Genomic DNA, 26062 nt, shown 5'->3' on the forward strand with positions numbered 1-26062 from the left:
TGCGCGGCGGCTTACTTGTCGAGCACCCAGACGGTGGGCATGCCGGCCCACATCTTGTCCAGCCCCTTGAGGCTGGCGCGCGCCGCGAACGCGGCCGAGTACTGGCCGGCGTTGATGTACGGCACGGCCTCGTAGGCGCGGGTCTGGAAGGCGTCGAGCAGTTCCTTGCGCTTGGCCGGCACGGTTTCCTTCAGCCAGGCGGTGCGCAGTTCGTCGAGCTTCTTGTCGCAGGGCCAGCCGGGCAGCGTGTTGCCGCAGGCCGCGCCCAGGTAGGCGTTGCTGATGGGCGAGTTGACGTCGAACTCGCCGGCCACCGTGACGTAGATGTTCCAGCCGCCGGCGTCGGGCGCATCGCGCTTGGCGCGGCGCGCACCGATCGAGGCCCAGTCCATGGTCTGTGCATCGACGTTCAGGCCGATGCTCTTCATGGTCTGCGCGGCCATCAGCGCCTCGGCGTTGAGGTAGGGCACGTCGCTGGGCACCATCAGCACCACCTTCTCGCCCTTGTAGCCGGCGTCGGCGAGCATCTTCTTCGCCTTGGCCACGTCGGCCTTGCGGAAAGGCTCCGCACCGGCCGCGGTCTCGTTGGGGCTGCCGCAGATGAAGTAGGTGGCGCAGTAGGCCATGCGCATGTCCAGCGGGAAGCCCATGGCCGCGACGAAGCGTTCCTGGTTCACGGCCTGCAGCAGCGCCTGGCGCACCTTCGGGTTGTCGAAGGGCGCGTGCAGCTGGTTCATCACCAGGAAGCCCTGGTAGGCGCCGCCCGAGCCGATCTTGATGTTGCTGTCGGTGCGCAGCGGTGCGATGTAGTCGGGCGCCAGCTGCTCGATGTAGTCGACCTCGCCGCGCTTGAGCGCCGACACGGCGCTGTTGGCGTCGGGCAGGTAGAGCCATTCGACACGGTCCAGCGTGGTCTTCTTGCTGCCGGCCAGGCCGCTCGGCGGCTCGCTGCGCGCCACGTAGTTCGGGTTGCGCACGAACACCGTCTTGTTGCCCGGCACCCATTCGTCGCGCTTGAAGATGAAGGGCCCCGAGCCGACGACCTCGGTGAGGGGCGAGGTGGCCGGCAGCTTGGCGATGCGCTCGGGCAGGATCACGGGCGGAAAGCCCGAGGGCTTGGCCAGCGCGTCGAGCACCATGCCGAAGGGCTCGTTGAGCGTGAGCGTGAGGGTGCGCGCGTCGGTCGCCTTCCACTCGGCGCCGACACCCGTCATGGCGCGGCCCAGGCTGTCGCGCGCGGCCCAGCGCTGCAGCGACGCCACGGCGTCGGCCGAGGTCACGGCGGCGCCATCGGAGAACTTCAGGCCCGGGCGCAGCGTGAAGCTCCACTGCTTGCCGTCCTTCGAGGTCGTGTACTTCTCGACCATCTGCGGCTGCGGCTTGCCGGTGGCATCCTGCGCGAACAGGGTGTCGTACACCATGTGGCCGAAGTTGCGCGAGATGTAGGCCGTGGTGAAGGTCGGGTCGAGGATCTTCAGGTCGGCATGCGCCACCACCTTCAGTGTCTTGGGCGGCGTTGTCTGGGCGAGCGCGGGAAGGCTGGCGGCCGAAAGGGCCAGGGCAGCGAGGGCGGCAAGCGTTCGTCGTTTCATCGTCGGTTCTCCGGTCGGTGGGGGGCGAAAGAAAAAGAAAAAGAAAAGGGCGCTCAGGCAGCGACGCCGATGGGCCACTTGGGCAGGCGGGCCTTGCGATACGGCAGGGTGGTGAGGTCGAGCGTCACGGCGCCGGGTGCGCCGGCGTAGATCACGTGCTTTGCCACCTGGGAGTACGACGCGTAGAAATGCTGCGACGACTTGACGACCACGATTTTCTTGGCGGCCAGGTCGCAACCCAGCTGCGTGAACATGTCGGTGCCCATGGCCTGGTTGCGCCGCGTGATCAGCACGATCTCGATGCCATCGACCTCGACCAGCGCGCAGTCGCCCATGGCGGTGGGCGTGTTCGACAGGCCCGTCATCACCAGGTCGTGCTGCAGCGCCTTCACGGTGCATTCAAGGTCGAGCGGGTCGCCCGACAGCGGGCTGATCTTGCCGCCGATGCGCATCTGCAGCTTGGCGCCCACGCCGGCGTCGAAGGCGATGCGCACGGCAATCGGGTCCCACATCGGGCCCAGCGCCGCATTGGTGATGCCGCGCTCGAGCATGCGGCGCAGGATGAAGGTGGAGTCGCTCGCCGCGCCGCCGCCGGGGTTGTCGGCACCGTCGGCCAGCACCACGGGGCCGCCGTCGAAGGCCAGGGCCTGGTCGAGCGAATCGTCGATGCTCGGGTAGTTGACCGTGAGGCCGTCGCGCATGCCGATGACTTCGTCGGCCAGCTGGCGCGCCAGGGCATTGGCCTTGGCCTGGTCGCCGTCGGTGTACACGAGCACCTTGGTGCCCATCTCGGGCACGTCGCCCCACGAGAAACCGTGCGTGAGCGAGACCGAGAGCACGCCGTCTTTGCCTTCGAGCGCCTGCATGCGCTCGACAAAACTGCGTGCCGGCTCGCGCGAGGTATGGACGGTGACGATGATGTCGCAGTCGACCATGGCAGCCACCGGCTTGACCTTGCCTTCGACCGCCGCGGCGCAGATGTCGACCAGCTCCAGCCCGCGTTCGAGCACGTCGGTGTGCGGGTACTCCTTGAAGGAGACCATCACGTTGGCGTTGTCCACCATGGCGGGCGTGAGGTGGTTGTGCGGGTCGAGCTCGGCGCCGACGATGACGTCGGGGCCGACGATCTGGCGCACGCGCACCAGCATGTCGCCTTCGCAGTCGTCGTAGCCATCGGCCACCATCGCACCGTGCAGGCCGAGCAGCACCATGTCGACAGGCAGCGCGGCGCGCAGGTCGTTCAGCATTTCGTCGCGCAGCGTTTCGTAGGCGTGGCGCGTGGTGATGCCGCTGGGCTGCGCGCCCGCCACCATGCCCTCGAGCAGCGTCCAGCCCTTTTCCTTGCCGCGGATGCGTGCGGCCCACAGCGGGCCCGAGTAGATCGTCAGCGCATCGGGATGCTGGCCGGCAGGAAAGTAGCCGCGGTCCTTGAAGGACGCGATGCCGGTCGGCATCGGGCCGAAGGTGTTGGTTTCGGTCGCGAGGGAAGCACTGAAGACACGCATGGTGATTTCTCGTGGGATGGATTCGTTGTGAGGGAAGAAGCGGATCAGCCGGCCGTGTGCAGCCGCTGCGGGCCGAGCATCTCGGCTGTGAGCCCGAAGCCCGCGATGCGCTCGGGCAGCGGCAGGCCGCGTGCCAGCGCGGCGCAGGCCTCGCCCATGGCGGCCGAGGTCTGGATGCCGTAGCCGCCTTGCGCCGCGACCCAGAAGAAGCCGGGCGCGTCGGGCGCGAAGCCGCCCACCAGGTCGCCGTCGGCCACGAAGGAGCGCAGGCCCGCCCAGGTGCGCGTGGGGCGGCGGATGGCGAGCGTGGTCGCCTCTTCGATGCGGTGCATGGCGATGGCGATGTCCATCTCTTCGGGCTGCACGTCCTGCGGTTCGACCGGGTCGGCGTTGGCCGGCGAGCCGAGCAACATGCCCGCGTCGGGCTTGATGTACCAGCCTTCATCGGCGGCGAACACCATCGGCCAGTGCGCGACGCTCTGGCCCTCGGGCGGCGCGAAGATGAAGGCCGAGCGGCGGCGCGGCTCGATGCCGAGCGGGCGCACGCCCGCGAGCTGCGCGATCGTGTCGACCCACGCGCCGGCCGCGTTGAGCACCACGGGCGCTTCGTACACCGTGCCGCCGGCCGTCACGCGCCAGCGGTCGCCCACGCGTTCCATGGCCGTGACATCGGCGTCGCACACCAGCTTGCCGCCGGCCTGGCGCATGCCGCGCAGGTAGCCCTGGTGGATGGCGTGCACGTCCATGTCGGAGGCATCGGGCTCGTACACCGCGCCGGCCACCTGCTCAGGGCGCAGCGCCGGCACCATCTCGCGCGCCTGTTCGCCGTCGAGGCGCTGGGCGCTCACGTTCATGGCGCGCAGCACGTTCCAGTGCGCTTCGAGTTCGTGCAGTTGCTCGGCACCCGCGACCATCATCGCGCCGCGCGGCGTGAGCAGCGGGTGCTCGGCAAAGCCTTCGGGCGGGTGTTCGAGGAAGGCACGGCTGGCCATCGTGAGGGCGCGCACCTGCGGCGTGCCGTAGCTTTCCATGAACAGCGCGGCCGAGCGGCCGGTGGAGTGGTAGCCCGGCTGGGCCTCGCGTTCGAGCAGGATCACGCGGGCATGCGGGGCGAGCCAATGGGCCACGGAGGCCCCGGCGATGCCGCCGCCGATCACGAGATAGTCGGCCACGACAGGGGTGGTTGTGTTTGTTGTCATCGCCGAAAAGTGTAGGTAGAAATTTGCGGATACGCAAATTGATTTGCGTCGACCAAGGGGAAACCATGGGTGCACCAGCAAGGTGAAATTTGCGTACACGCAATTTGCGCATACGCAAAACGCATGCCGGCCCCGATCGCGCCGTGCGTGGCCGGCCGGGCGCGGGGCTGGCAGAATCACCCGGCAACCTAGAGAAAGCCAAGCGTGACTCCACACACAGGGAACCGGGCCGGGGCGAAGCCGAAGGAAGAGCCGCCCACGCTGGACCGCACCACTTTCGGCCATCGCCTGCGCACCGCGCGCAAGCGTTTCGGCTGGACGCTGGCGCAACTGGCCGAGCGCTCCGGCGTGTCGATCACCACCATCTCGCGCGCCGAGCGCGGCCAGCTCGCGCTCGGCTACGAGAACTTCACCGCACTGGGCCGTGCGCTCGAGATGGACATGAACGCCATGTTCGCGGGCGCCGGCGTCAAGCCCGAGCAGTTCGACGGCCCGGTCGTCACGCGCGCGGGCAAGGGCGTGGTCTACAAGGGGCTGGCCATCGCCTATGAGTTTTTGGGCACCACCGCCGCCGGCAAGCAGATGAGCCCCATCGTCGGCACGGTGCATGCGCGCCGCATCAACGGCCCCGAAGACTTCGTGCGGCACACCGGCGAAGAATTCGCGTACGTGCTGTCAGGCGAGATCGACGTGCACTTCGACAACGGCGAAGTCGTGCGCCTGGCGCGCGGCGATTCGCTGTACTTCGACAGCCGCCTCGGCCACGCCTACGTGAGCGTGAGCCGCCAGCTCGCGAAGATCGTGGGCATGACGTCGGGGGAGAGCGGGCACATGAAGTCGGCGAGGGAGGCGCCGGCGTTGAAGTCGGCGCGCAAGACCGTGGGGGCGAAGAAAACCGTGGGTGGTCGCAAGGGCTGAGTGCCCGCGGCCAGACATGAAGGAGCAATGACGATGCCCGAGCACAAGATTTTCGCGATGCCGTTCGCCAAGGTGTACCCGATGTACGTCCAGAAGGCGGAACGCAAGAATCGCACGAAGGCAGAGGTCGATGCAGTCATCTGCTGGCTCACCGGCTACGACGCGGCGGGGCTGCAGCAGCAGATCGAACAGCAGAACGATTTCAGGACCTTCTTCGCGCAGGCCCCCGCGCTGCATCCGAACCGCGCGCTGATCAAGGGCGTGGTGTGCGGCGTGCGCGTCGAAGAAGTCGAAGACCCGCTGATGCAGAAGATCCGTTACATGGACAAGCTGGTCGACGAGCTGGCCAAGGGCAAGGCGATCGAGAAGATCCTGCGGGCGTAGGGCGCGTTTAACCCGTCGCCACGATGACGTGCGCCTGGATCTTCCCGACCACCGGCCCCGTGCCATGTCGGCTGGCAATCGCCTCCGCCGCACGGTCCGTCGCAAGCTGAAGCAGGCTTGTATCGCGCGCCTCGATCTCGTTGCGCAGCGGCGTTCCCTGGCAGTAGGCCATGGCCACCTCGCTGGCAGAGGGCGAGCGACTTTGCTTCTCGATCGTCTTGATCTCGATGTCGGTGAACCCCGCGCGGCCCAGGTCTTCGCGGATCAGTGCGACGTCGTGGTAGCCGTGCGGCGTGCGCGCGAGGAACCGCGGTGGGTCGTCCGGAAAGACGGTGGCGACGGCCTGGCTGACTTCGTTGGAGAAGGCGTTCTCTTCGATGCGGTCCCAGACGCTGAACACAAAGCGTCCGCCGGGCTTGAGCACGCGACGCGCCTCGCTGTAGCCGGCGACCCGGTCAGGGAAGAACATCGCACCGAACTGGCAGAGCACCACATCGAACGAGGCATCGTCGAACGGCAAGGCGAGCGCATCGGCCTGGCGCCATTCGATGCGGTTGTCGGCCGCCTGGCGGGTGACGGCGTAATCGAGCATGGCCGGGTTGAGGTCGGTCACCACGTAGCGCGCATCGGCGCCGAGCAAGGGGGCCAGCATCCGCGTGACCGCGCCGCTGCCGGCTGCTGTTTCCAGCACCGCACCCGGCGAGAACGCGGCCACCAGTGCCGCCACGTCGACCGCGTAGCCCTCGAAGATCAGGGGGACCATCAGCGTGTCGTAGAACTTCGGGATCGAGCCCGCGAACACCTTGTCGCTTTCGGCAGCCATGGGAACTCCTTGAAAGCTCTGAGCAGTGCATGGCTTGACCATGCATTGCAGAGCGAGCCTGCTCCCTTGCTCCAATGAGTCCGTGCCTGTTTGGGCATGCGTGACGGGGGCGATGGGCCATGGTGGCCCTGCCAGGCATCGTCGTCAACGCCGTTGCGCGGGCGTCCTCCCCCATAGTGGGTACCGGAGATGTTGCCGGGCGTTTCCGGCTTGCCGAGGGGCTGGCCTTGACGCCCTAACGGCCGCGGTCCCCATCGCGCACCGATTCGATCGTGCCGTTGTAGAGGCGCACGATGCCGAAGAAGGTGCCCGGCCCGCGGTCGTAGGTCCACTCTTCCATCGGCACGCACTGGTTGGCCAGTACGGCTTCAGGGCCGCCCGGCCGAAACGGCGTGAGCACCCAGCCAAGCTGCACCATCGGCACACAGACCGCCTGCCGATAGACCGGTTCGCCGCAGGTCTGGAGCAAGGTCGCGGGTGATGCGCCTTTGCCGACAAGGTAGCCGTTGCAGGCGAGGGACTGGGCGGTGGCGGAGCCAGGGAGCAGCAAGGCGGCTGCGGCGATCGACAGCCCGGTGGCCAGGCGTGCGAAACGTTCCTTGTGCGTCATGCGTTCATCGCTCGCGAATCAGTTGGGCATACCGCCAGACACCCCAGACCGCGCCGACGGTGAGGCCGATCGCCACGCTCCAGCCTGTCGGTACGTCGAAGGCGAACGCCAGCAGCAGCATCAGGCTGGCGCTGACGCCTGCGATGAAAACCAGCGTGACGAAATCGAAGCGTGCGACCGCGAGGCTGTCTTCCGCCACGCTGCGCTTCCGGTGGCCGCGCTTGTCGCGCACACTGCGCAACAACAGGACATCGAGAACGAAATCGAAGATGCCGACGACAAGATCGGCCAGGATGCTCCACATCGGGACGCTCCATTTGCAGTGACACCCTGGATTTTGCGCGGTCCTCTCAAGCGTCCGGCCCGGGTGGAGCGGCGGAGCCGGCGAAATGTTAGCGCGGTTTCCGTCTCGTCTTACCCAGGCGCGTGGCGGCTGGCAACCCGTCAAGCCGCCATGAACGCCGACGGCGTCTGCCCCAGCTTCTTTCTGAACATCGTCGAGAAAGCGCCCGGGCTGTCGTAGCCCAGTTGAAGCGCCACGGCGGTCACCGGATGGCCCATCGCCAGTTGGGCCATGGCCGACAGCAGGCACGCCTGGGTTCGCCATTCAGCGAAGGTCATGCCGGTCTGCAGGCGAAAGAACCGGCTGAAGGTGCGTTCGCTCTGATGGAGTTGCCGTGCCCAGGCGAGCGGGGAGGTGCGCACGTCGGGCTGGTGCAGGAACGCGATGCACAAAGCCGCCAGGCGTGGCTCGCTGGGCAGCGGCGCAAAGAACGGCAAGGCGGCGGCGCGGCCAACCTCCTGCAACACCAGCGACATCAACAAGCCATCGCGACCTCGCTCGTCGTACAGCGCCGGCACATCGATGGCCTCGATCAGCAGCTGACGCAGCAACGGCGACACCGCGAGCACTTCGCACGATGAACCGCCGCGCGGTGCAGCTGTCGGTTCGATGTAGAGGCTGCGGGTGCTGACGCCGACCATCTTCACCCGGTGCGGCTTGCCGGCCGGAATCCAGACGCCGCTGTGGGGCGGGACGACCCAGGCGCCATCGTCCGTGCCCACCTCCATGAGGCCGGTGGCGCCGTAGAGAAACTGGGCGCGACGATGGCTGTGCGTGTCGAGCACGGTGCCCGGTGAGTAGTCGGTGCCGATGGCCAGCACGGCACGCGGTGTGAGATCGAGGCTGTCGAGGGATCGGTTGCGCACAGCGAGATCGGAGGGTTGGCGGAAACGCAAATATTGTTGACCGAAGCGCGCATGCGCGCCAAGCCACACGGTTCTAGCCTCAAGGCTTCTGTCTCGATGGAGTGGCCTGTGTCGTTGTATGTGTTGTTGGTGGTGTGTGGATGTTTGACGGGCGTCACTACCGTGCTGTTCGGTTTCGGCGGCGGCTTCGTCGTGGTCCCGTTGCTCTATCAACTGCTGTCCCAGCTCAATGCGGCCGACAGCGCCGTCGGGCAGTCGGCCATGCAGATCGCGGTGGCCACGTCCACCTGCGTGATGATCTTCGGCGCGCTGCTGGCCACGTGGCGCCATCAGCGCGCCGGGACGCTGGACTGGTCGCAAGTCAGGCCGCTGCTGGGCGTGATCGGTGTCGGCGCGGTGCTGGGGGCGCTGGCGGCCACCGCGGTCCATGGGGAATGGCTGCGATGGGCATTCGCGGCGTACCTCGCGCTGACGATCGGAGACTGCTGGCTCCGGCCCGGCTTTCTTTCGCCGACCGTGGCGAGCAAGGCGCCGCCTTCTTTCGCAGCCACGGCGCTGTCGGGTTTGGTGATCGGTTGGGTTGCTGCATTCCTCGGCGTCGGCGGCAGCGTGATGACTGTGCCCCTCATGCGCCGTCGCGGCATCGAGATGAGCCGCGCAACGGCCATGGCCAATCCGCTGTCGCTGCCGGTCGCGCTGGCCGGCACGGCCACCTACGTGGCCCTGTCCGCCACCTCGACGCCCGCGTTCGGGCCGTGGCATCTGGGGTACGTCGATGTGCGCGCGGCAGCGACGCTCGTGGTGGGCTCGTGGATTGGCATTCGCGTCGCCGCGCTGTGGATCGGGCGCATCCCGGACCGCGTCCACGCCAAGGTCTACCTGGCCTTGTTGATCGTGGTGTTCGGGGCGATGGTGGTGCGCTGAGCGCGTGGCCGGCTCAGGTCACTGCCGACGGCGACGTCGAAGGGGCCTTCGCTCGCCGGCCCCTTGCTGTCGCCGATTTGCGCCGCTTCGACCGCCATGTCGCTATGCTGGCGCCCGCCCTCCATCACTCCAAGAAAAGAGACTCTCATGACCCTGCGTACTTCGGCATTCTTCTCGTTGCGTTCCATCGCCCTGGCCTGCGGCCTCGCGCTCGGCGCCGCGGCCTCCGTGCAGGCGGCCCCCGATGCGAAGCTGCTCGCTGCTGCCGAGAAGGCGCAGCCCGCCGTCATCGACAACCTGAAGGAAATGGTGTCGATCGAATCGGGCAGCCTGAACGTCGACGGCCTGATGAAGATGGCCGACGTGATCGAAGGGCGCCTGAAGGCGGCCGGCTTCAAGACGGAGCGCCGCAAGGCCTCGGCCGGCGCGGGTGCCGACATCGTCATCGGCACGATCAAGGGCACGGGCAAGCGCAAGATCATGCTGCAGGGCCACATGGACACGGTGTACGCGCCGGGCATCCTGAACAGCCAGCCCTACAAGGTGGACGGCAACCGCATCTACGGCCCCGGCATCGCCGACGACAAGGGCGGCCTCGCGGTGATGATGGCGTCGCTGAAGATCCTGGCCGACGCCGGCTGGCGCGACTACGACACGCTCACCGTGCTCGTGAACCCCGACGAAGAAGTGGGCTCGGTGGGCTCGGGCGAGCTCATCGCGACCACGGCCGATCTGCACGACACGGTGCTGTCCTTCGAGCCGACGGCCGCGAAGGCCGTGGCCAAGGGCGAGTCGCTGTTGCTTGGCGCGGCCGGCATCGCGCAGGCCACGCTCGAGGTGAAGGGCCGTGCCGCGCACGCCGGCGCCGCGCCCGAGCTGGGCCGCAACGCGCTGTACGAGCTCTCGTACCAGATGCTGCAGACCAAGGATCTCGCCAAGGACATCCCCGGCGTGACGCTGAACTGGACCGTGGCGCGCGCCACCGGTCCGATCAACCAGATCACGGAGAAGGCGCAGGCGCTGGGCGACATCCGCATCACGCAGCCCGGCGCCGAGAAGAAACTCACCGAGGCGCTGCAGGCCAAGATCGCCAGCGGCAAGCTGATTCCCGACACCGAGACCACGGTGAAGGTCGAGGTGGGCCGCCCGGCGTTCGTCGCGGGCCCCAAGGGCCGTGTGCTGGCCGAGAAGGCGCAGGCGATCTACAAGGAACTCGACCGCGAACTGGCGCTGACGCCGATGACCGGCGGCGGCACCGACGCGGGCTTCGCGGGCCGTTCGGGCAAGGCCACGGTGGTCGAGAGCTTCGGCCTCGCGGGCTTCGGCTACCACGCGCGCGACGAGTACATCGAAGTTGATTCGATCGTGCCGCGCCTGTACCTCGTGACGCGGCTGCTGACCGAGATCGGCAAGAACTGAGGTTGCGCTTGGTGCGCCCGCGGCGGTAGCCGCGGGTTCACTGCTGCCCCGGAGGATCGCCCGGGCGGCGGCGCTGCGCGGCGGCTGCTGCGGCCTGAGCTTGGGCTTGCTGCTGCTGCGCCTGCTGGCGTCGCATCTGTTCCTGTTGTTGCTGTTGCTGGCGCGCCTGGTTCTGCGCCGCCTGTTGTTGTTGCATCTGCTGGCGCTGCATCTGCTCCTGCTGTTGGCGTTGTTGAGCCTGGGCGGCTTGCTGCTGTTGCATCTGCTGCTGGCGCGCCTGTTCCTGCTGGGCCTGACGTTGCTGTTGCGCGGCCTGCGCTTGTGCCTGTTGTTGCTGCTGCATCTGCTGCTGACGACGGGCCTGCTCCTGTTGTTGAGCCTGCTGGGCTTGTTGCTGCGCCTGCCGTTGCTGCTGCTGGGCGGCTTGGGCCTGCTGTTGTTCCTGCTGACGCCTTAGCTGCTCCTGCTGCGCTTGTTGCTGCTGCATCTGTTGGCGTCGGCCTTGTTCCTGCTGGTCCTGGCGTTGTTGGCGCAATGCTTGTTCCTGTTGCTGCGCCTGCTGCTGGCGACGCGCCTGTTCTTGCTGGGCTTGTTGCTGTTGCTGTTGCACCTGTTGCCGCCGGGCTTGTTCTTGTTGTGCGTCCTGGCGTTGCCGCTGCGCCTGTTCCTGCTGTTGCTGCTGCTGCTGCTGTTGGCGCTGCTGGTTCTGAGCCGCTTGCTGTTGCTGCATCTGCTGGCGACGGGCCTGGTCCTGCGGGTCCTGGCGTTGGCGCACTGCCTGTTCCTGTTGGGCTTGTTGCTGACGCCGGGCCTGCTCCGGCTGCGCCTGTTGCTGGCGTTGCTGGTTCTGTGCGGCCTGCTGTTGCTGCATCTGCTGGCGGCGGGCTTGCTCCTGCGGGTCCTGCCGTTGACGCAGCGCCTGTTCCTGTTGCGCTTGCTGCTGGCGTCGTGCCTGCTCCTGCTGCGCCTGTTGTTGGCGCTGCTGGTTCTGCGTGGCCTGCTGTTGCTGCATCTGCTGGCGACGGGCTTGTTCCTGCTGATCCTGGCGTTGCCGCAGTGCCTGTTCCTGTTGCGTCTGCTGTTGGCGGCGCGCCTGTTCCTGCTGGGCTTGCTGCTGTTGGCGCTGCTGGTTCTGGGCCGCTTGCTGTTGCATCTGCTGGCGTCGGGTCTGCTCTTGCTGGTCCGTGCGCTGGCGCAAGGCCTGCTCCTGCTGCGCCTGTTGTTGGCGCCGTGCCTGTTCCTGTTGCACCTGCTGTTGTTCGCGCAACTGGTTCTGGGTCACCTGCTGCTGCATCAGCGCCTGTTGCTGCTGGGCGCGTGCCTGTTGTTGTTGCAGCTGCTGTTGTTGCTGCGCGGCCTGCAATGCCGCCGCACCGGTCGGCGGGGCGTTGCGATCGCCCCCGTAGTTGTTGTTGTAGACATTGCGCACGTTGTTGACGACCGTGGTCGAGCGCGAGACGTACGTGCTGTTGTTGTAGACGACCGCAGGCCGGTAGGCGGGCGGCGGCGGTGCCGCGCGGTCGCGCCAGCGCGGTGCGCCCCAGTTCATGTTCCAGGCGTTCCAGCCCCAGCCGTGGCGCTCCAGTGCCGAGCCGACGATCACGCCGCTGCCGAAGGCGAGGGCGCCCACGGCGGCCACCTGGCCACGGCTGTAGCCGGGCTCGGGCGATGGGGGTGGCGGTGCGTAGGCGTAGCCGGGGTAGACGGGCACGGGCATGTCGTACACCACCTGCGGGTCGTAGCGCGGCACGTACACCACGTCGGGCTGCACGGGCTCGATGGTGATGAACTCTTCGGGCGGCTCGATCACCGCAGGGCCCGCGTACATCGGCTGCAGGTCGGGCGCGGGCGTGTAGTTGGACGGCGTCGCGGCGCGCGCCACGCGCAGCTTGTCGTTGTTCTTGAGGCGACCGGCCTTCGACGCGCGCTGGCGCATCACCTGGATCGCGTTCATCACGTCGGCGGGGTCGTTGTAGTAGGCCTTGCCCAGCGATTCGGTCCACGCGATGTTGCCGGCCATCTGGTCCATCACGGGCCGGAACGCGGTCAGCGACTTCACGCTCGGGTCCCACGGCTGCTGGTTGGCCGCATCCGCGAGCGGGCCGGCCTTGAGCGTGCGATTCTGCTGCAGCCAGTCGTGCGCCGCGGTGATCTGCTCGGGGTAGGTGGCGCCGGCCAGGACCTGCGCGACGAGCTTGTCAGGGTACAGCGCGATGGGTGCGACCAGTTGGTAGAGCTGTTCGGCCGAGGGCGGTGTGTAGGCGGCCGGCACCGGGGCCGCAGCGGGCGCAGGTGCGGCGGCGGGTGCTTCAGCAGCGGCTGGAGGCGGCGGCGCAGGCTTGTCGCAGCCTGCAATGAACAACGCTGCGACGCACAGCGAGGCCATGAGGCGCCGCTGAAGCAGGGGGAGGCGGGGAGAGGGTGTCATCTGGCATGTCCTGAAGACGCCGGCGTGGTGCCCGGAACTCCTTCAACGGCGGGCCAGGGCAGGCGATGACAGAGCCTGCGCCTGTGATGCAACGGTCTGTGTCGGCGGTGCGCCGCGTGTCCTGTCGGCGCAGGACCACGAGACCTCGCGAACGCGTTGTTACTTCGCGCCGCCCGAATACTTGGTCACGCTGCTCGCCTTCACGTGGTAACCGCTCACGCCCATCATCGAGTCGTTGCGCAGCGTCTGCAGCTTGCCGGTGACCCACACGGTGTCCATGGCGCGGAACTTGGCGCCCTTCTGCGGAATGACGTGCAGGATCTGGTTGGCCGGCGGCGGCGGCGTGTGGATGCAGGCGCCGAAGTAGGGCACGAGCAAAAACTCGGTGACCTCGCCCTTGGCCTCTTCGAGCGGCACGATGAAGCCGGGGATCTTCACTTCCACGCCGTTGAGTGCGGGGTTGGTGGGCGCGTTGTTCGACACCTCCTGCATCTTCATCAGCAGCTCGTTGGCGCGCGGGTCGCCGTCGTCGAGCGTGCTCAGGTCGATGCCCTTGAAGGCCTTGGCCGGGTCCCAGTCCTTGGGCACCAGCTCTTCCCAGCTGATCTGGCGCGGCTGACCCGACGCGGCCTGCGGTGCGGCTGCGGCCGGCTTGCCGCCCAGCGGGTTGGTCGCGGTGGTGTCCTTCGGTGCCGGGTCGGCGGCCCAGGCGGCGGTTGCGAGGCCGGCGCCGGCCAGCAGCATCGACAGGGCGGTGAGCACGCGGGGTGTGGGGGTCTTCGTCATGGTCAGATTCTCGGAGAAAGGCCGTCGGCCAGCGACAGGCGATAGGCCCGGATGCCGGGCAGCAGGCTCGCGAGCCAGCCCGCGACCAGCAGGCTCGCCGTCAGCAGCCATTCGTTCAGTGTAGGTTCGGACAGGCTCAGTGTCAGTCCGAACTGCGACTGCAGCCATGGCGAGAGCAGGGCGATGCCGAGCACCGCCATGGTCACTCCGAGCAGCACGCCGAGCACGGTGACCAGCGCGCCTTCGAGTGCGAGCAGCGCCAGCACATGGCGCAGGCCCGCGCCCACGGCGCGCAGCACGGCGAGCTCGCGGCGGCGTTCGTTCAGGCCGGCCATCACCACCGACACCAGGCCCGCAAGGCTCACGAGCGCGACCAATGCGGACATCAGCAGCAGCGCGTTCTCGCCGATGCCGATCACGCTCCACAGCTCGTCGAGCGCCACGCCGGGCAGGATGGCCATGAGCGGTTCGCCGGTGTAGGTGGAAATCCAGCGCTGCACGCCGAACACGGCGGCGCGGTTCTTCAGGCCCACGAGCGCGGCCGTCACGTTCTTGGGCGTGAGGTCGAACTTGCGCACCTGCTCGGCAGGAATCTTTACGCCCGGCATCGGCGCGCCACCCACCCATTCGAGGTGGATGGCTTCCATGGCTGCGAGGCCGATGTGCACGGTGCGGTCGACCGGCGTGCCGGTGCGCGCGAGCACGCCCACCACGGTGAAGGGCTTGTCGGCATGCTCGGCCACGTTGAGCTCGCCGCTGCCGTGCGCGAGCGTGATCTTTTGGCCCACGTGGTAGCCCAGCTTGTCGGCCACCTCGGCGCCGACCACGGCATCGAACAGCGCATCGAAGGGCTTGCCCTCGCGCAGCTTCAAGGTCTGCCGGTCGCCGTAGCGAAAGTGCGAGAAGTACTCGGGCGTGGTCGCGAGCACCGAGAAGCCCCGGTGCGAATCGCCCAGCGACAGCGGCACCACCCAGTCGACACCGGGGTGCGCCTGCAGCGCCTGCACGCTCTTCCACGAGATGTTGTTGGTGGCCGCGCCGATGCGGAACACCGAGTACAGCAACAGCTGCGTGGAGCCGGTGCGCGCGCCGACGATGAGGTCGGTGCCCGAGACCGACGACGCGAAGTTCTCGCGCAGTTCGGTGCGGATGCGCTCGACGCCGAGCAGCAAGAAGGTCGACAGCGCGATGGAGAACACCGTCAGCGCGAGCGTGAAACGTCGGTTCCAGGCGCTGTGCCATGCAATGGAAAACAAGGCTCTCATGCGTCCACCGCCATCGCGCTCGATGCCGCACGGTTGATCTCCGGCAGCAGCACGTGCCGCGCGAAGCGAGGCGCGATGCGCTGGTCGTGGCTCACGAACACGAGCGCGCTGTGGTTCACGGCGCAGGCCGTGAGCAGCACGTCGAGAAAGGCTTCGCGCCGGTCTTCGTCGAGTGCGGACGTGGGCTCGTCGGCGATCACGACTTCGGGCTGGCCGATGAGTGCGCGTGCCGCGGCCACGCGCTGTTGCTGGCCGACGGAAAGCTGCAGCGCCTGGCGCTTCCACAGTCCACGGTCGAGGCCCATCTGGTCGAGCAGGTGTTCCGCTTCATCACGCGAGCTGCCGTTGCGCGCAGCCTGCGCCTCGCGCCGCGCCGAGAAGCGGCAGGGCAGCAGCACGTTGTCGAGCACGCTCAGGTAGGGCAGCAGGTTGAACTGCTGGAAGATGTAGCCCACGTGTGCCACGCGGCAGCGGTCACGCTGCGTGCCCGAGAGCTTGGACCAGTCGTGGCCCAGCAGCGTGACGCGGCCTTCGTCGGCCACCAGCACGCCGGCCAGCAGCGACAGCAAGGTGCTCTTGCCGCAGCCGCTCGGGCCGTGCAAAAACACGGACTCACCCGCCGTGATGCGCAGGGCCTCGATGTCGATGCACGGTGCCTTCACGCCGGGCCAGGTGAAGCGCAGGGCTTCGGCGGCGAGCACGACGCGTAAGGGCGCGGTGGTGTCGGCCTGCGGGGCGGTGCTCACGCTGTCACTTGCCCAGCGTCAGGCGGGACGGCTGCGCGGCCTGCGCGCCGCTCGGGCGCTTCAGCTGGCGCTTGAACTGGCCTTGCGCGCTGGCAATCTGCACGTCGATCTGGCGTGCGCCCTTGAAGGCCGAGAACAGGTTCACGTCGATGAACTTCGCGGCGGCGGCCTGGGTGCAGTTGAACGAAAAAGAGGCGTCGAGGTCCGCATGCCCGCTCGATTCAGCGGGGTCGGGGTTGCCCAGGCCGAGCGCGCCGGAGCGCAGGTCGACGGGGCCGAGCTTGCAGTTGGCGGCGGGGTCGATGGTGAAGAGCTTGTCGGCCGCGCGCAGCTGGGCGATGGCGGCCTCGACGGTCTTCTTCTCGGCGTCGGTCTTGGGCGCGCGTTCGAAGCCGACGATGTTGTCCAGCGGCGATTCCATGGCGATCACGATGGTGGGCCCGTCGATGGCCACGTCGAGCTTGAGCTGGCCGTGCACATGCGCGTGCTGTTGCTGGGCCTGGGCGGGAAGGGCGGCGGCCGCGAGCAGCGCGGCGGCGGCCAATGCGAAGCCGGATGAAATGCGTCGAAGTCGGGTATGCATCATGGTTCTGCGCCTTGCCGGGTCGGCAGCCCCGGCGTGTTGCTCCATTCGCTCCAGCTGCCGGCATAGAGCGCGGTCGTCCCGAGCCCCGCGATCTGCATCGCGAGCAGGTTGGGCACGGCGCTCACGCCGCTGCCGCACTGGTGGACGACGGTCGCCGCATCGCGACCTGCAAGCAGTGCTTCGAACTCGGCGCGCAGTTGCGCGGCGGGCTTGAACTTGCCGTCGGGACCGATGTTGTCGGCGAAGGGCCGGTTCAGGGCCCCGGGGATGTGACCCGCGATCGGGTCCAGAGGTTCCACCTCGCCGCGATATCGTGCACCGGCCCGTGCGTCGATCAGCTGCTGGTCAGGTTGGCCGAGCCGACGCAACACGGTGTCGGTAGTCACAAGCTTCACCAAGGGCTCGCCCTGTACGAAGTTCGACTGAAAGCGCGCGGGCTCTTCGCGGTCGGTCACTTCGCCGCCCGCGGCCTGCCAGGCCTGCAGGCCGCCGTCGAGCACGGCCACGGCGTCGTGGCCCATCCACTTGAGCATCCACCACAGGCGTCCGCAGTAGTTGGCGCCGTTGCGGTCGTAGACCACGGCCTGCATCTCGTTGGAGAAGCCGACCGACGACAGCCACGTCGCGAACTTCTCGCGGCTGGGCAGCGGATGGCGTCCGCCCGAGGCGGGCACACCGTCGTCCTGTGCCACCACCACATCGCCGTGTGCGCCCGGCAGGCCATGCCTGGCGCTGAGGTCGGTGTCGAGGTTGGCGTACTGCGCGCCCGGGATGTGCGCGGCGGCATACAGCTGCGCGCCGGCTTCGGGCTTCATGAGCTCGAAGCTGCAGTCGAACACCATGAGGGGCGAGTCGCCCTCGCGCAGCTGTCTCAGTTGTTCGACGGAGATGAGGGTGGTGTACATGGCGAGAGCTCCTTCGAAAAAATGATCGGCGATGGGTGCCGTGGCTGCTGCGTTCAGTGTTCCTCGGCCGGCGCCTTCGGCACGGCCCGCTGGCGCAGCACGGTGGCTGCGATGCCGCTGGCGATGATCAGCGCCATGCCGGCCCAGCCAGTGGCGTCGATGCGGTCGTCGAACAGCACCACGCTGTAGAAGGCCGCGAACACGATGCCCGAATATTGCAGGTTGGCGACCACCAGTGTGCCCGCCTGGGTCTTCGCGGTGGCGTAGGCGCGGGTCATGCACAGCTGTCCGAGAGCTGCCAGCAGGCCGATCGGCAGCAGCCACAGCGCATGCTGCCACGTCCACGAACTGCCGCCCGAAAACCCGGTCGCGGCCGTGGCGAAGGCGCCGGCCACGGCGGAGCCCACCGCAAAGTAGAAGACCGTGCGCAGCTCGGGCTCGCCGATGCGCGACAGCGCCACCACCTGCATGTAGGCAAAGGCGGCCGTGACGCCCGACAGCAGGCCCAGCATGCCCGCAAAGCCGTCGCCGCCGCCCACCGTGGGCTTGAGCATGAGCACCACGCCGGCAAAGCCCGCGAGCACCGTCATCACCAGCGGGCCCTGCAGCGGCGGGCGCTCGATGCGGCCGTCGCGCCCGGGCACCGGCACCCAGGCCAGCAGCGCGCCGCCGACCAGGAAGGCCGCGACCCACACGCTGCTCATGTAGTTGAGCGTGACGGCGGTGGCCAGCGGCATGTGCGCGATGGCGTAGAACCATGCGCCCAGCGATACCACGCCGATGGTGCTGCGCCAGGCGTGCATGCCGGGGTATTTGGTGGCGAGCGAGGTGCCGCGGTTGCGCGCCAGCAGCCAGAGGAACACGATGCCGATGAGGCCGCGCCCCAGGACCATCTCACCGCTGTTGAACCATTCCGAGGCAATCTTCACGACCACGCTCATGGTGGCGAACAGAAAGGCCCCGAGCACCATCCACAGCGCTTGCATCGATTGATATCCAGATCAGAAAAAAGAAAGCCCCGGCGGGTGCGGGGCGGGGAGGCGAGGCTCAGACGGGTGGTTGCTGCATGGCGTTGCGGTACCACTCGTGGAACTGCTGCATGCCGTCTTCCATGGGGCTCTGGTAAGGGCCCGTTTCGTTGTCGCCGCGCAGCATGAGCGCGCGGCGGCCGGCGTCCATGCGCTCGGCGATCTCGTCGTCTTCCACGCAGGTTTCCATGTAAGCGGCCTGCTGGGCCTCGACGAACTCGCGCTCGAAGGCGACGATTTCCTCGGGGTAGAAGAACTCGACCATGTTGAGCGTCTTGGTCGGGCTCACCGGGTGCAGCGTCGACACGGTGAGCACGTGCGGGTACCACTCGATCATCACGTGCGGGTAGTAGGTGAGCCAGATCGCGCCGTACTTCGGCGGCTTGCCGTCGCGGTACTTGAGCAACTGCTCCTGCCACTTCTGGTAGACCGGGCTGCCCGCGCGACCCAGGCGGTTGGCCACGCCCACGGTCTGCACCGAGAACTCGGGCTTGAACTCCCAGCGCAGGTCGTCGCAGGTGACGAAGCTGCCCAGGCCGGGGTGGAACGGGCCGACGTGGTAATCCTCGAGATAGACCTCGATGAAGGTCTTCCAGTTGTAGTTGCACTCGTGCAGCTCGACGCGGTCGAGCGCGTAGCCCGAGAAGTCGAGGTCGGCCTGCGGGCCCAGGCCCGCCATGTCGGCCGCCACGTCGCGGCCGCTGCCGTCGGCGTTCTTCTCGAACAGAAGGCCGTTCCACTCGGTGAGCGGGTAGTTGTGCAGGTTCAGGCACGGGTCCTGGTCGAAATGCGGGGCGCCGATCAGCGTGCCGGTGGTGCGCGCGTCTTTCGCGGCGTAGGTCCAGCGATGCAGCGGGCAGACGATGTTGCCGCCGGTCTGCGCGTCGAGCTGGCCGCGGCCCTGCAGGATGAGGGCCTGGCGGTGGCGGCAGACGTTCGAGATGAGCTCCACGCCCTTGGGCGTGTGGACCAGCGCGCGGCCCTGGTGTTCTTGCGGCAGGGTGTGGAAGTCACCCGGCTCGGGCACGGCCAGTCGGTGCCCGACGTAGCGGGGCCCTCGCGCAAAAAGGTTCTGCATTTCGCGGGCGTACAAGGCCTCGTCGAAATACGCGGTAACTGGAAGTTGGCTCGCGGCCTGCTGCAGTTGAAGACTTAAATCAGACATGGAGGACCTGACCAAGCTCCCCACAGGGAGAAAAAAGAAAAACGGAAGGCGCCGTCTGCATGGGTGACGGCCCGAAGAGGTGTGCCGGCGTGACCGGCGGGGGAAGCGGGGATTGTACCCGGGGGGCATTTTTGCGCCCGCCGGGGTTTTGCCTCGCATCGCCGGGCGTCATACAGGGTGTTGCAAAGGGCAACGCGGGCGTGCGCGGGCCGCTCGGCGGTTCGTTGCGCCCCCGCCCTAAAATGCTTCGTTTCATCCACGATTCGTTGCATGCCCAAGGTGCCTTCTCCTTCCACGACCCGCCCGGCGGCGACGCCCGACACAGGCCCGCTGCCCGCCAGCTACGAAGCCGGGCTCCAGGAACTGGAACAACTGGTTGCAGAACTCGAATCGGGGCAGCTGCCGCTGGACCAGCTGCTGGGCAGCTACCAGCGCGGCGCCGCATTGCTCGCGTTCTGCCGCGACAAGCTGCAGGCGGTCGAGGACCAGATCAAGGTGCTCGACGCCGGCAGCCTCAAGCCCTGGACGGCCGAATGAGCGCCGTCCCGATGACCTCCTCCTCCACGACCACCGCCACCCCCTGGGACGCGAAGACGCTGGCCAACTGGGCCGAGCCGCATCTGGCCACGGTCGAAGCGGCGCTGTCGCGCTGGGTCGGCGTCGATGCGCCGGTGCTGCTGGGCGACGCCATGCGCTATGCCGTGCTCGACGGCGGCAAGCGGCTGCGGCCGCTGCTGGTGCTCGCGGCCAATGAAGCGGTCGGCGGCAACGCCCATGCGGCGCTGCGTGCGGCCTGCGCCACCGAGCTCATCCACGCCTATTCGCTGGTGCACGACGACCTGCCGTGCATGGACAACGACGTGCTGCGCCGCGGCAAGCCCACCGTGCACGTGAAGTTCGGCGAGGCCGACGCGCTGCTCGCGGGCGACGCGCTGCAGGCACTGGCCTTCGAGCTGCTCGCGCCCGAGGGCGACGAGGTGCCCGCCGCGATGCAGGCGCTGCTGTGCCGCCTGCTGGCGCGCGCGGCCGGCAGCCAGGGCATGGCCGGCGGCCAGGCCATCGACCTGGCCAGCGTCGGCATCGCACTGAACGAAGCCCAGCTGCGCGAAATGCACCGCCTGAAGACCGGCGCGCTGCTGCAAGGCAGCGTCGAGATGGGCGCCGCCTGCGGCACCGTGTCGCCGGTCGCATTGGCGGCGCTGCGCGACTACGGCGCCGCCATCGGCCTGGCGTTCCAGGTGGTCGACGACATCCTCGACGTCACGGCCGACTCGCACACCCTGGGCAAGACCGCCGGCAAGGATGCCGCGGCCGACAAGCCCACCTACGTGTCGCTGCTCGGCCTGGACGGCGCGCGCGCGCAGGCGAGCCAGCTGCTCGCCGACGCCATCGCCGCACTGAACAAGAGCGGCTTGCCCGACACTGCCGCCCTGCGCGCCCTGGCCCACATGGTGGTCGACCGCGACCACTGAGAAGAAAAAAGAACCCACCTCCATGGCTCCGCTGCTTCCCACTCTCCACGACCCTTCGCCGATCCGCCAGTACGACCGGGCTCAGCTCAAGCAGCTGTCCGACGAGGTGCGCGCCTGCGTGCTCGACAACGTCTCGCGCACCGGCGGCCACCTGAGCTCCAACCTCGGCACGGTCGAGCTGACGGTGGCGCTGCACCATGTGTTCAACACGCCGCACGACCGGCTGGTGTGGGACGTGGGCCATCAAACCTACCCGCACAAGATCCTCACGGGCCGGCGCGAGCGCATGCCCACGCTGCGCCAGCTCGGCGGCATCTCGGGCTTTCCGCAGAGGAGCGAGAGCGAGTTCGACACCTTCGGCACCGCCCACTCGTCGACCAGCATCTCGGCCGCGCTCGGCATGGCCATGGCCGCCAAGCAGAAGGGCGAGAAGCGCCATGCCGTGGCCATCATCGGCGACGGCGCGCTCACGGCCGGCATGGCCTTCGAGGCGCTCAACAACGCGGGCGTGTGCGACTGCAAGCTGCTGGTGATCCTGAACGACAACGACATGTCGATCAGCCCGCCGGTGGGCGCGCTCAACCGCTACCTCGCGCAGCTCATGAGCGGCAACTTCTACGCCGCCGCCAAGAACGTCGGCAAGAGCATGCTGCGCAATGCGCCGCCGCTGTTCGAGCTGGCCAAGCGCCTGGAGCAGCATGCCAAGGGCATGGTCGTGCCGGCCACGCTGTTCGAGCAGTTCGGCTTCAACTACGTCGGCCCGATCGACGGCCACGACATCGACTCGCTGGTGCCCACGCTCGAGAACCTCAAGCACTTGGACGGCCCGCAGTTCCTGCATGTGGTCACGAAAAAAGGGCAGGGCTACAAGCTCGCCGAAGCCGACCCGGTGGCCTACCACGGCCCGGGCAAGTTCGATCCGCAGGTCGGGCTGGTCAAGTCGACCACGGCGGCCAAGCAGACCTTCACGCAGGTCTTCGGCCAGTGGCTGTGCGACACGGCCGCGCACGACGGCCGCCTCGTGGGCATCACGCCTGCGATGCGCGAAGGCTCGGGGCTCGTGGAGTTCGAGAAGCGCTTCCCCGACCGCTACTACGACGTCGGCATTGCCGAGCAGCACGCGGTCACGTTCGCGGCCGGCCTGGCCTGCGAGGGCCTCAAGCCGGTGGTCGCGATCTACTCGACCTTCCTGCAGCGCGCCTACGACCAGCTGATCCATGACGTGGCGATCCAGAACCTGCCCGTGGTGTTCGCGCTCGACCGCGCGGGCTTGGTGGGTGCCGACGGTGCCACGCATGCGGGCGCCTACGACATCCCGTTCCTGCGCTGCATTCCCAACATGAGCATCGCCTGCCCGGCCGACGAGCGCGAGTGCCGCCAGCTGCTGACGAGCGCCTACGAGCAGAACCACCCCGTGGCCGTGCGCTACCCGCGCGGCGCGGGCGCCGGCACCACGCCGCACCTCACGCTCGACGCATTGCCCTTCGGCAAGGGCGAGATTCGCCGCGAAGGCCAGCGCATCGCCATCCTCGCCTTCGGCACCTTGCTGTACCCGGCGCTCACGGCGGCCGAGTCGCTCGACGCCACGGTGGTCAACATGCGCTGGGCCAAGCCGCTCGACGTCGAATTGCTGCTGCAGGTCGCGGGCACGCACGACGCGCTCGTCACGCTCGAAGAAGGCGCCATCATGGGCGGCGCGGGCAGTGCGGTGCTCGAGGCCCTGGTGGCTGCCGGTGTCCAGAAGCCGGTGCTGCAACTGGGCCTGCCCGACCGCTTCATCGAGCACGGCGATCCGGCCAAGCTGCTCGCATCGATCGGTCTCGATGCCGACGGCATTGCCGCCGCGATCAAGAAACGCTTCGTTTGACAAGAGGGCGCAGGGTAAACCCCCGCCAGTCACCTGTAAGCGCGTTTTTACAATCAAAAGGACTCACAAAAGTCCCTGACGCGGTCACAAGCCGCGTTTTGTTTTTTCCAAAGCACTCGGAGTGAATTCAATGGATCGTCGTTCCCTCATCAAAAACGCGGGCATCGCCGGCGTTTTGGCCGCTGGCATCGCACCTGCCGTCCATGCGCAGGCCGCGGTTCGCTGGCGCCTGGCCTCGAGCTTCCCCCGTTCCCTGGACACCATCTTCGGCAGCGCTGAAATGCTCTCGAAGACGGTCAAGGCCCTGTCCGGCGGCAAGTTCGAAATCTCGGTCCACCCCGCCGGCGAGCTGATGCCCGCGTTCGGCGTGGTCGATGCCCTGCAGGCCGACACGCTCGAAATGGCGCAATCCGCCGCCTACTACTTCACCGGCAAGGACCCGATCTTCGCGTTCAGCTGCGCCGTTCCCTTCGGCCTCACGGCGCGCCAGAACGAGTCGTGGAAAGAGTACGGCAACGGCCGCAAGCTGCTCGACGCCTTCTTCGCGCAGTACAACTTCCGCACCGCCAGCGCCGGCAACACCGGCACGCAGATGGGCGGCTGGTACCGCAAGGAAATCAAGACCGTCGAAGACCTCAAGGGCCTGAAGATGCGCATGGGCGGCGGCGTGTTCGGCGAGGCCATGGCCAAGCTGGGCGTGGTGTCGCAGAACATGCCGGCCGGCGACGTGTACCAGTCGCTCGAAAAGGGCACGCTGGACGCGGCCGAATTCGTCGGCCCGCACGACGATGAAAAGCTGGGCTTCAACAAGGTCGCCCCGTTCTACTACTACCCCGGCTGGTGGGAAGGCGGCGCCGACCTCGAGTTCTTCATCAACAACAAGGCGTTTGCCAAGCTGTCGGACGAGAACAAGGCCATCCTCGATGCCGCGACCAAGGTCGCCGCACGCGACATGACCGCCAAGTACGACGCCTACAACCCCGTCGCCCTGAAGCGCCTCGTGGCTGCCAAGACGCAGCTCAAGGCCTTCCCGAAGGCCGTGATGGACGCCGGCTTCAAGGCCTCGATGGAAGTGTTCGCGCTGCACGAAGGCAAGTCGCCCGAGTTCAAGAAGATCCACCAGGACATGCGCGCCTTCCAGCGCGACCAGATCCTGTGGAACCGCTTCTCGGAGTACCCGTTCAACCAGTACATGAACTCGGTCAAGATCTGACGATCTGCTGAGGCTTCATCCAAAGGCCGGTCTGCGCAAGCAGGCCGGTCTTTTTCGTTGGTGCGCGTTGTCCGCTGCTTTCGCGCGGACATGAAAAAAGCCCCCGGGGTCGGGGGCTTGGTGGCTGGAGCGGGGAGGCCGCTCAGGGCTTCTGCGGCGGCGACTTCAATGCGTCCTGCATCGCCTTCATCGGATCGCTCTCGCCGGTCTCGGCAGCCGGCTCGGGCGTCGACGACGGGGCCGCTGCAGGTGCGGCAGGCGCCGCAGGTGCCGCGCCTTCCGCGCCGGGCACTTCGATCTTCGGCTCCGACTCTTCCGCGCCGCCGTACGGGTCGGCCGGCGGTGCGCCTTCTTCGGGCTTCAGGCTGTCGCGCATCTGCGCGCCGATGTCGTCGAGGTTGACCTTCACTTCCTTGTCGAGGCTGCCCGTCACGATCTGCGGGAACGCGATCAGCACGCCCACCATCGTCAGCTGGATCAGCACGAAGGGAATCGCACCCTTGTAGATCTGCATCGTGGTGACGGGCTCCATGACCTTCTGCGTGACGCGGTCCACGTACTGCTTTTCGGGGGCGACCGAGCGCAGGAAGAACAGCGCGAAGCCGAAGGGCGGGTGCATGAACGAGGTCTGCATGTTCACCGCCAGCAGCACGCCGAACCAGATCAGGTCGATGCCCATCTTGTGCGCCACCGGGGCCAGCAACGGCACCACGATGAACGACAACTCGAAGTAGTCGAGGAAGAACGCCAGGAAGAAGATCAGCACGTTCACCGCGATCAGGAAGCCCACGGGGCCACCAGGCAGCGAGGTCAGCAGGTGCTCGACCCAGATCGGGCCGTCGGCGGCCTGGAACACCAGGCTGAACACCGTCGCGCCGATCAGGATGAACATCACGAAGCTGGACAGCCGCGTGGTCGAGCCCAGCGCCTGCTTGAGCAGCGTGAAGCTCATGCGACGGCGCACCCAGGCCATCACCAGCGCGCCCATGGCACCCATGGCGCCGCCTTCGGTCGGCGTGGCCACGCCCAGGAAGATGGTGCCCAGCACCAGGAAGATCAGCAGCAGCGGCGGGATCAGCACGAAGGTGACCCGTTCGGCCAGGCGCGACAGCAGGTTGAGCTTCAGGCCCTTGTTGATCAGCGCGATCACCAGCGCCACGAACACGCCGCCGCACATGGCGACCACGACTTTTTCGTCGGTGGCCACGAAGGTCACCGGCTCGCCCTGGAACCAGGTGTGCACGGTTTCCATGTTGCGCGCCAGGAACACGGCCACCACGGCCGACAGCGCGGTGATGCCCACCAGCGAGGCGTAGCCGCCGCCGCCGTTGGGTTCGCGGAAGGTGCGTGCCTCGGGCGGCAGCGCGGGCACCTGCGCGGGCTTGAAGATCGCGAGGAACACCACGTACAGCACGTACATGCCCATCAGCATGAAGCCGGGCAGGAAGGCGCCCTTGTACATGTCGCCGACGCTCTTGCCGAGCTGGTCGGCCATGATGATCAGCACCAGCGAGGGCGGGATGATCTGCGCCAGCGTGCCCGAGGCGGCGATCACGCCGCTGGCCAGGCGCCGGTCGTAGCCGTAGCGCAGCATGATGGGCAGCGAGATCAGGCCCATCGAGATGACCGAAGCCGCCACCACGCCGGTGGTGGCCGCCAGCAGAGCGCCGACGAAGATCACCGCCAGGGCGAGGCCGCCGCGCATCGGACCGAAGACCTGGCCGACGGTGTCGAGCAGGTCTTCCGCCATGCCGCTGCGCTCCAATATGAGCCCCATCAGCGTGAAGAAGGGCACCGCGAGCAGCGTGTCGTTGGCCATGATGCCGATGAGCCGCTGCGGCAGCCAGGCCATGACGGACGACTGGAACACGCCCAGCTCGATGCCCACGAGTCCGAAGAACAGGCCGCAGGCGCCCAGGCTGAATGCGACGGGAAAGCCCAATAGCAGGAAGCAGATCAGCCCCGCGAACATGATCGGGGCGAAGTTGGCAACAATGAATTCCATGGTGTCTTTTCTG

At 67.6% G+C, this 26062-nt stretch carries 24 protein-coding genes; 8 read left to right on the top strand and 16 right to left on the bottom strand.

The window, feature by feature from the left end; genetic code table 11:
* Positions 1-11 precede the first annotated feature (11 nt).
* From RZE79_RS08810 to RZE79_RS08820, 3 genes are read right to left on the bottom strand one after another with little or no spacing between them, the layout of a single operon-like run.
* Positions 12-1592, bottom strand: coding sequence for an ABC transporter substrate-binding protein (locus RZE79_RS08810; protein ID WP_319359999.1), 1581 nt, complete (start codon positions 1590-1592; stop codon positions 12-14).
* A gap of 53 nt (positions 1593-1645) precedes the next feature.
* Positions 1646-3097, bottom strand: a complete 1452-nt coding sequence (locus RZE79_RS08815; protein WP_319360000.1) for a M81 family metallopeptidase — start codon at positions 3095-3097, stop codon at positions 1646-1648.
* Between the two features lie 44 nt (positions 3098-3141).
* Complete coding sequence (locus tag RZE79_RS08820) at positions 3142-4296, bottom strand: FAD-binding oxidoreductase (RefSeq protein WP_319360002.1); 1155 nt, start codon at positions 4294-4296, stop codon at positions 3142-3144.
* A gap of 204 nt (positions 4297-4500) precedes the next feature.
* Here RZE79_RS08820 and RZE79_RS08825 point away from each other — a divergent pair, with 204 nt between their 5' ends.
* A complete protein-coding gene (locus tag RZE79_RS08825; protein ID WP_319360003.1) occupies positions 4501-5214 on the top strand; it encodes an XRE family transcriptional regulator in 714 nt (237 codons plus the stop codon).
* Between the two features lie 33 nt (positions 5215-5247).
* Positions 5248-5598: a DUF2200 domain-containing protein gene (locus RZE79_RS08830; protein ID WP_319360004.1), complete on the top strand. Its 351-nt coding sequence runs from the start codon at positions 5248-5250 to the stop codon at positions 5596-5598.
* Positions 5599-5605: 7 nt separating this feature from the next.
* Here the strand turns inward: RZE79_RS08830 and RZE79_RS08835 are convergent, their stop codons facing one another.
* The 4 genes from RZE79_RS08835 to RZE79_RS08850 form a co-directional block, all read right to left on the bottom strand.
* Positions 5606-6421 (bottom strand): methyltransferase domain-containing protein, encoded by an 816-nt coding sequence (locus RZE79_RS08835; RefSeq protein ID WP_319360006.1) that lies wholly within the window; start codon positions 6419-6421, stop codon positions 5606-5608.
* Positions 6422-6656: 235 nt separating this feature from the next.
* Complete coding sequence (locus tag RZE79_RS08840; RefSeq protein ID WP_319360007.1) at positions 6657-7031, bottom strand: DUF2845 domain-containing protein; 375 nt, start codon at positions 7029-7031, stop codon at positions 6657-6659.
* A gap of 4 nt (positions 7032-7035) precedes the next feature.
* On the bottom strand, positions 7036-7335 hold the full coding sequence (locus tag RZE79_RS08845) for a hypothetical protein (RefSeq protein ID WP_153285393.1): 300 nt from the start codon (positions 7333-7335) through the stop codon (positions 7036-7038).
* 140 nt (positions 7336-7475) lie between these two features.
* Positions 7476-8240 carry a helix-turn-helix transcriptional regulator gene (locus tag RZE79_RS08850; protein WP_319360008.1) on the bottom strand — a complete coding sequence of 255 codons (765 nt, stop codon included), beginning with the start codon at positions 8238-8240 and terminating at the stop codon, positions 7476-7478.
* Between the two features lie 15 nt (positions 8241-8255).
* On the opposite strand from RZE79_RS08850, the gene RZE79_RS08855 reads away from it, so the two are divergent.
* A complete protein-coding gene (locus tag RZE79_RS08855) occupies positions 8256-9164 on the top strand; it encodes a sulfite exporter TauE/SafE family protein (RefSeq protein ID WP_319360009.1) in 909 nt (302 codons plus the stop codon).
* 147 nt (positions 9165-9311) lie between these two features.
* A complete protein-coding gene (locus RZE79_RS08860) occupies positions 9312-10583 on the top strand; it encodes a M20/M25/M40 family metallo-hydrolase (RefSeq protein WP_319360010.1) in 1272 nt (423 codons plus the stop codon).
* A 37-nt stretch (positions 10584-10620) separates the two neighbouring features.
* Here RZE79_RS08860 and RZE79_RS08865 read toward each other — a convergent pair whose 3' ends face one another.
* The 8 genes from RZE79_RS08865 to RZE79_RS08900 form a co-directional block, all read right to left on the bottom strand.
* Positions 10621-13011, bottom strand: a complete 2391-nt coding sequence (locus RZE79_RS08865) for a DUF3300 domain-containing protein (RefSeq protein WP_319360012.1) — start codon at positions 13009-13011, stop codon at positions 10621-10623.
* Positions 13012-13170: 159 nt separating this feature from the next.
* Positions 13171-13797: a DUF3299 domain-containing protein gene (locus RZE79_RS08870; protein ID WP_319360013.1), complete on the bottom strand. Its 627-nt coding sequence runs from the start codon at positions 13795-13797 to the stop codon at positions 13171-13173.
* Between the two features lie 2 nt (positions 13798-13799).
* On the bottom strand, positions 13800-15062 hold the full coding sequence (locus RZE79_RS08875) for an FtsX-like permease family protein (RefSeq protein ID WP_319360015.1): 1263 nt from the start codon (positions 15060-15062) through the stop codon (positions 13800-13802).
* Positions 15059-15808, bottom strand: coding sequence for an ABC transporter ATP-binding protein (locus RZE79_RS08880; protein WP_319360016.1), 750 nt, complete (start codon positions 15806-15808; stop codon positions 15059-15061). Before RZE79_RS08880 ends, RZE79_RS08875 begins: the two co-directional genes overlap by 4 nt.
* A gap of 4 nt (positions 15809-15812) precedes the next feature.
* The gene (locus RZE79_RS08885) at positions 15813-16394 is read right to left on the bottom strand and encodes a DUF2796 domain-containing protein (protein WP_319360017.1); all 582 of its coding nucleotides are present in this window, start codon (positions 16392-16394) and stop codon (positions 15813-15815) included.
* On the bottom strand, positions 16391-17299 hold the full coding sequence (locus RZE79_RS08890; protein WP_319360020.1) for a sulfurtransferase: 909 nt from the start codon (positions 17297-17299) through the stop codon (positions 16391-16393). The genes RZE79_RS08885 and RZE79_RS08890 overlap by 4 nt, the downstream gene beginning before the upstream one ends.
* A gap of 53 nt (positions 17300-17352) precedes the next feature.
* Positions 17353-18285, bottom strand: coding sequence for a DMT family transporter (locus RZE79_RS08895; RefSeq protein WP_228121820.1), 933 nt, complete (start codon positions 18283-18285; stop codon positions 17353-17355).
* A 61-nt stretch (positions 18286-18346) separates the two neighbouring features.
* The gene (locus RZE79_RS08900; protein WP_153285383.1) at positions 18347-19492 is read right to left on the bottom strand and encodes an aromatic ring-hydroxylating dioxygenase subunit alpha; all 1146 of its coding nucleotides are present in this window, start codon (positions 19490-19492) and stop codon (positions 18347-18349) included.
* Positions 19493-19762: 270 nt separating this feature from the next.
* Here RZE79_RS08900 and xseB point away from each other — a divergent pair, with 270 nt between their 5' ends.
* The 4 genes from xseB (at position 19763) to RZE79_RS08920 (ending at position 24044) form a co-directional block, all read left to right on the top strand.
* A complete protein-coding gene (xseB, locus tag RZE79_RS08905; RefSeq protein ID WP_319360021.1) occupies positions 19763-20029 on the top strand; it encodes an exodeoxyribonuclease VII small subunit in 267 nt (88 codons plus the stop codon).
* 11 nt (positions 20030-20040) lie between these two features.
* On the top strand, positions 20041-20964 hold the full coding sequence (locus tag RZE79_RS08910; protein WP_319360023.1) for a farnesyl diphosphate synthase: 924 nt from the start codon (positions 20041-20043) through the stop codon (positions 20962-20964).
* A gap of 22 nt (positions 20965-20986) precedes the next feature.
* Positions 20987-22831: a 1-deoxy-D-xylulose-5-phosphate synthase gene (dxs, locus tag RZE79_RS08915; RefSeq protein WP_153285380.1), complete on the top strand. Its 1845-nt coding sequence runs from the start codon at positions 20987-20989 to the stop codon at positions 22829-22831.
* A gap of 130 nt (positions 22832-22961) precedes the next feature.
* Positions 22962-24044: a TRAP transporter substrate-binding protein DctP gene (locus tag RZE79_RS08920; RefSeq protein ID WP_319360024.1), complete on the top strand. Its 1083-nt coding sequence runs from the start codon at positions 22962-22964 to the stop codon at positions 24042-24044.
* Positions 24045-24186: 142 nt separating this feature from the next.
* Here the strand turns inward: RZE79_RS08920 and RZE79_RS08925 are convergent, their stop codons facing one another.
* A complete protein-coding gene (locus RZE79_RS08925) occupies positions 24187-26049 on the bottom strand; it encodes a TRAP transporter large permease subunit (protein WP_319360025.1) in 1863 nt (620 codons plus the stop codon).
* Between the last annotated feature and the right edge of the window lie 13 nt (positions 26050-26062).

The sequence above is a fragment of the Variovorax sp. EBFNA2 genome (assembly GCF_033802765.1).
In the GTDB taxonomy this organism is placed as follows: Bacteria; Pseudomonadota; Gammaproteobacteria; order Burkholderiales; family Burkholderiaceae_C; genus Variovorax; species Variovorax paradoxus_H.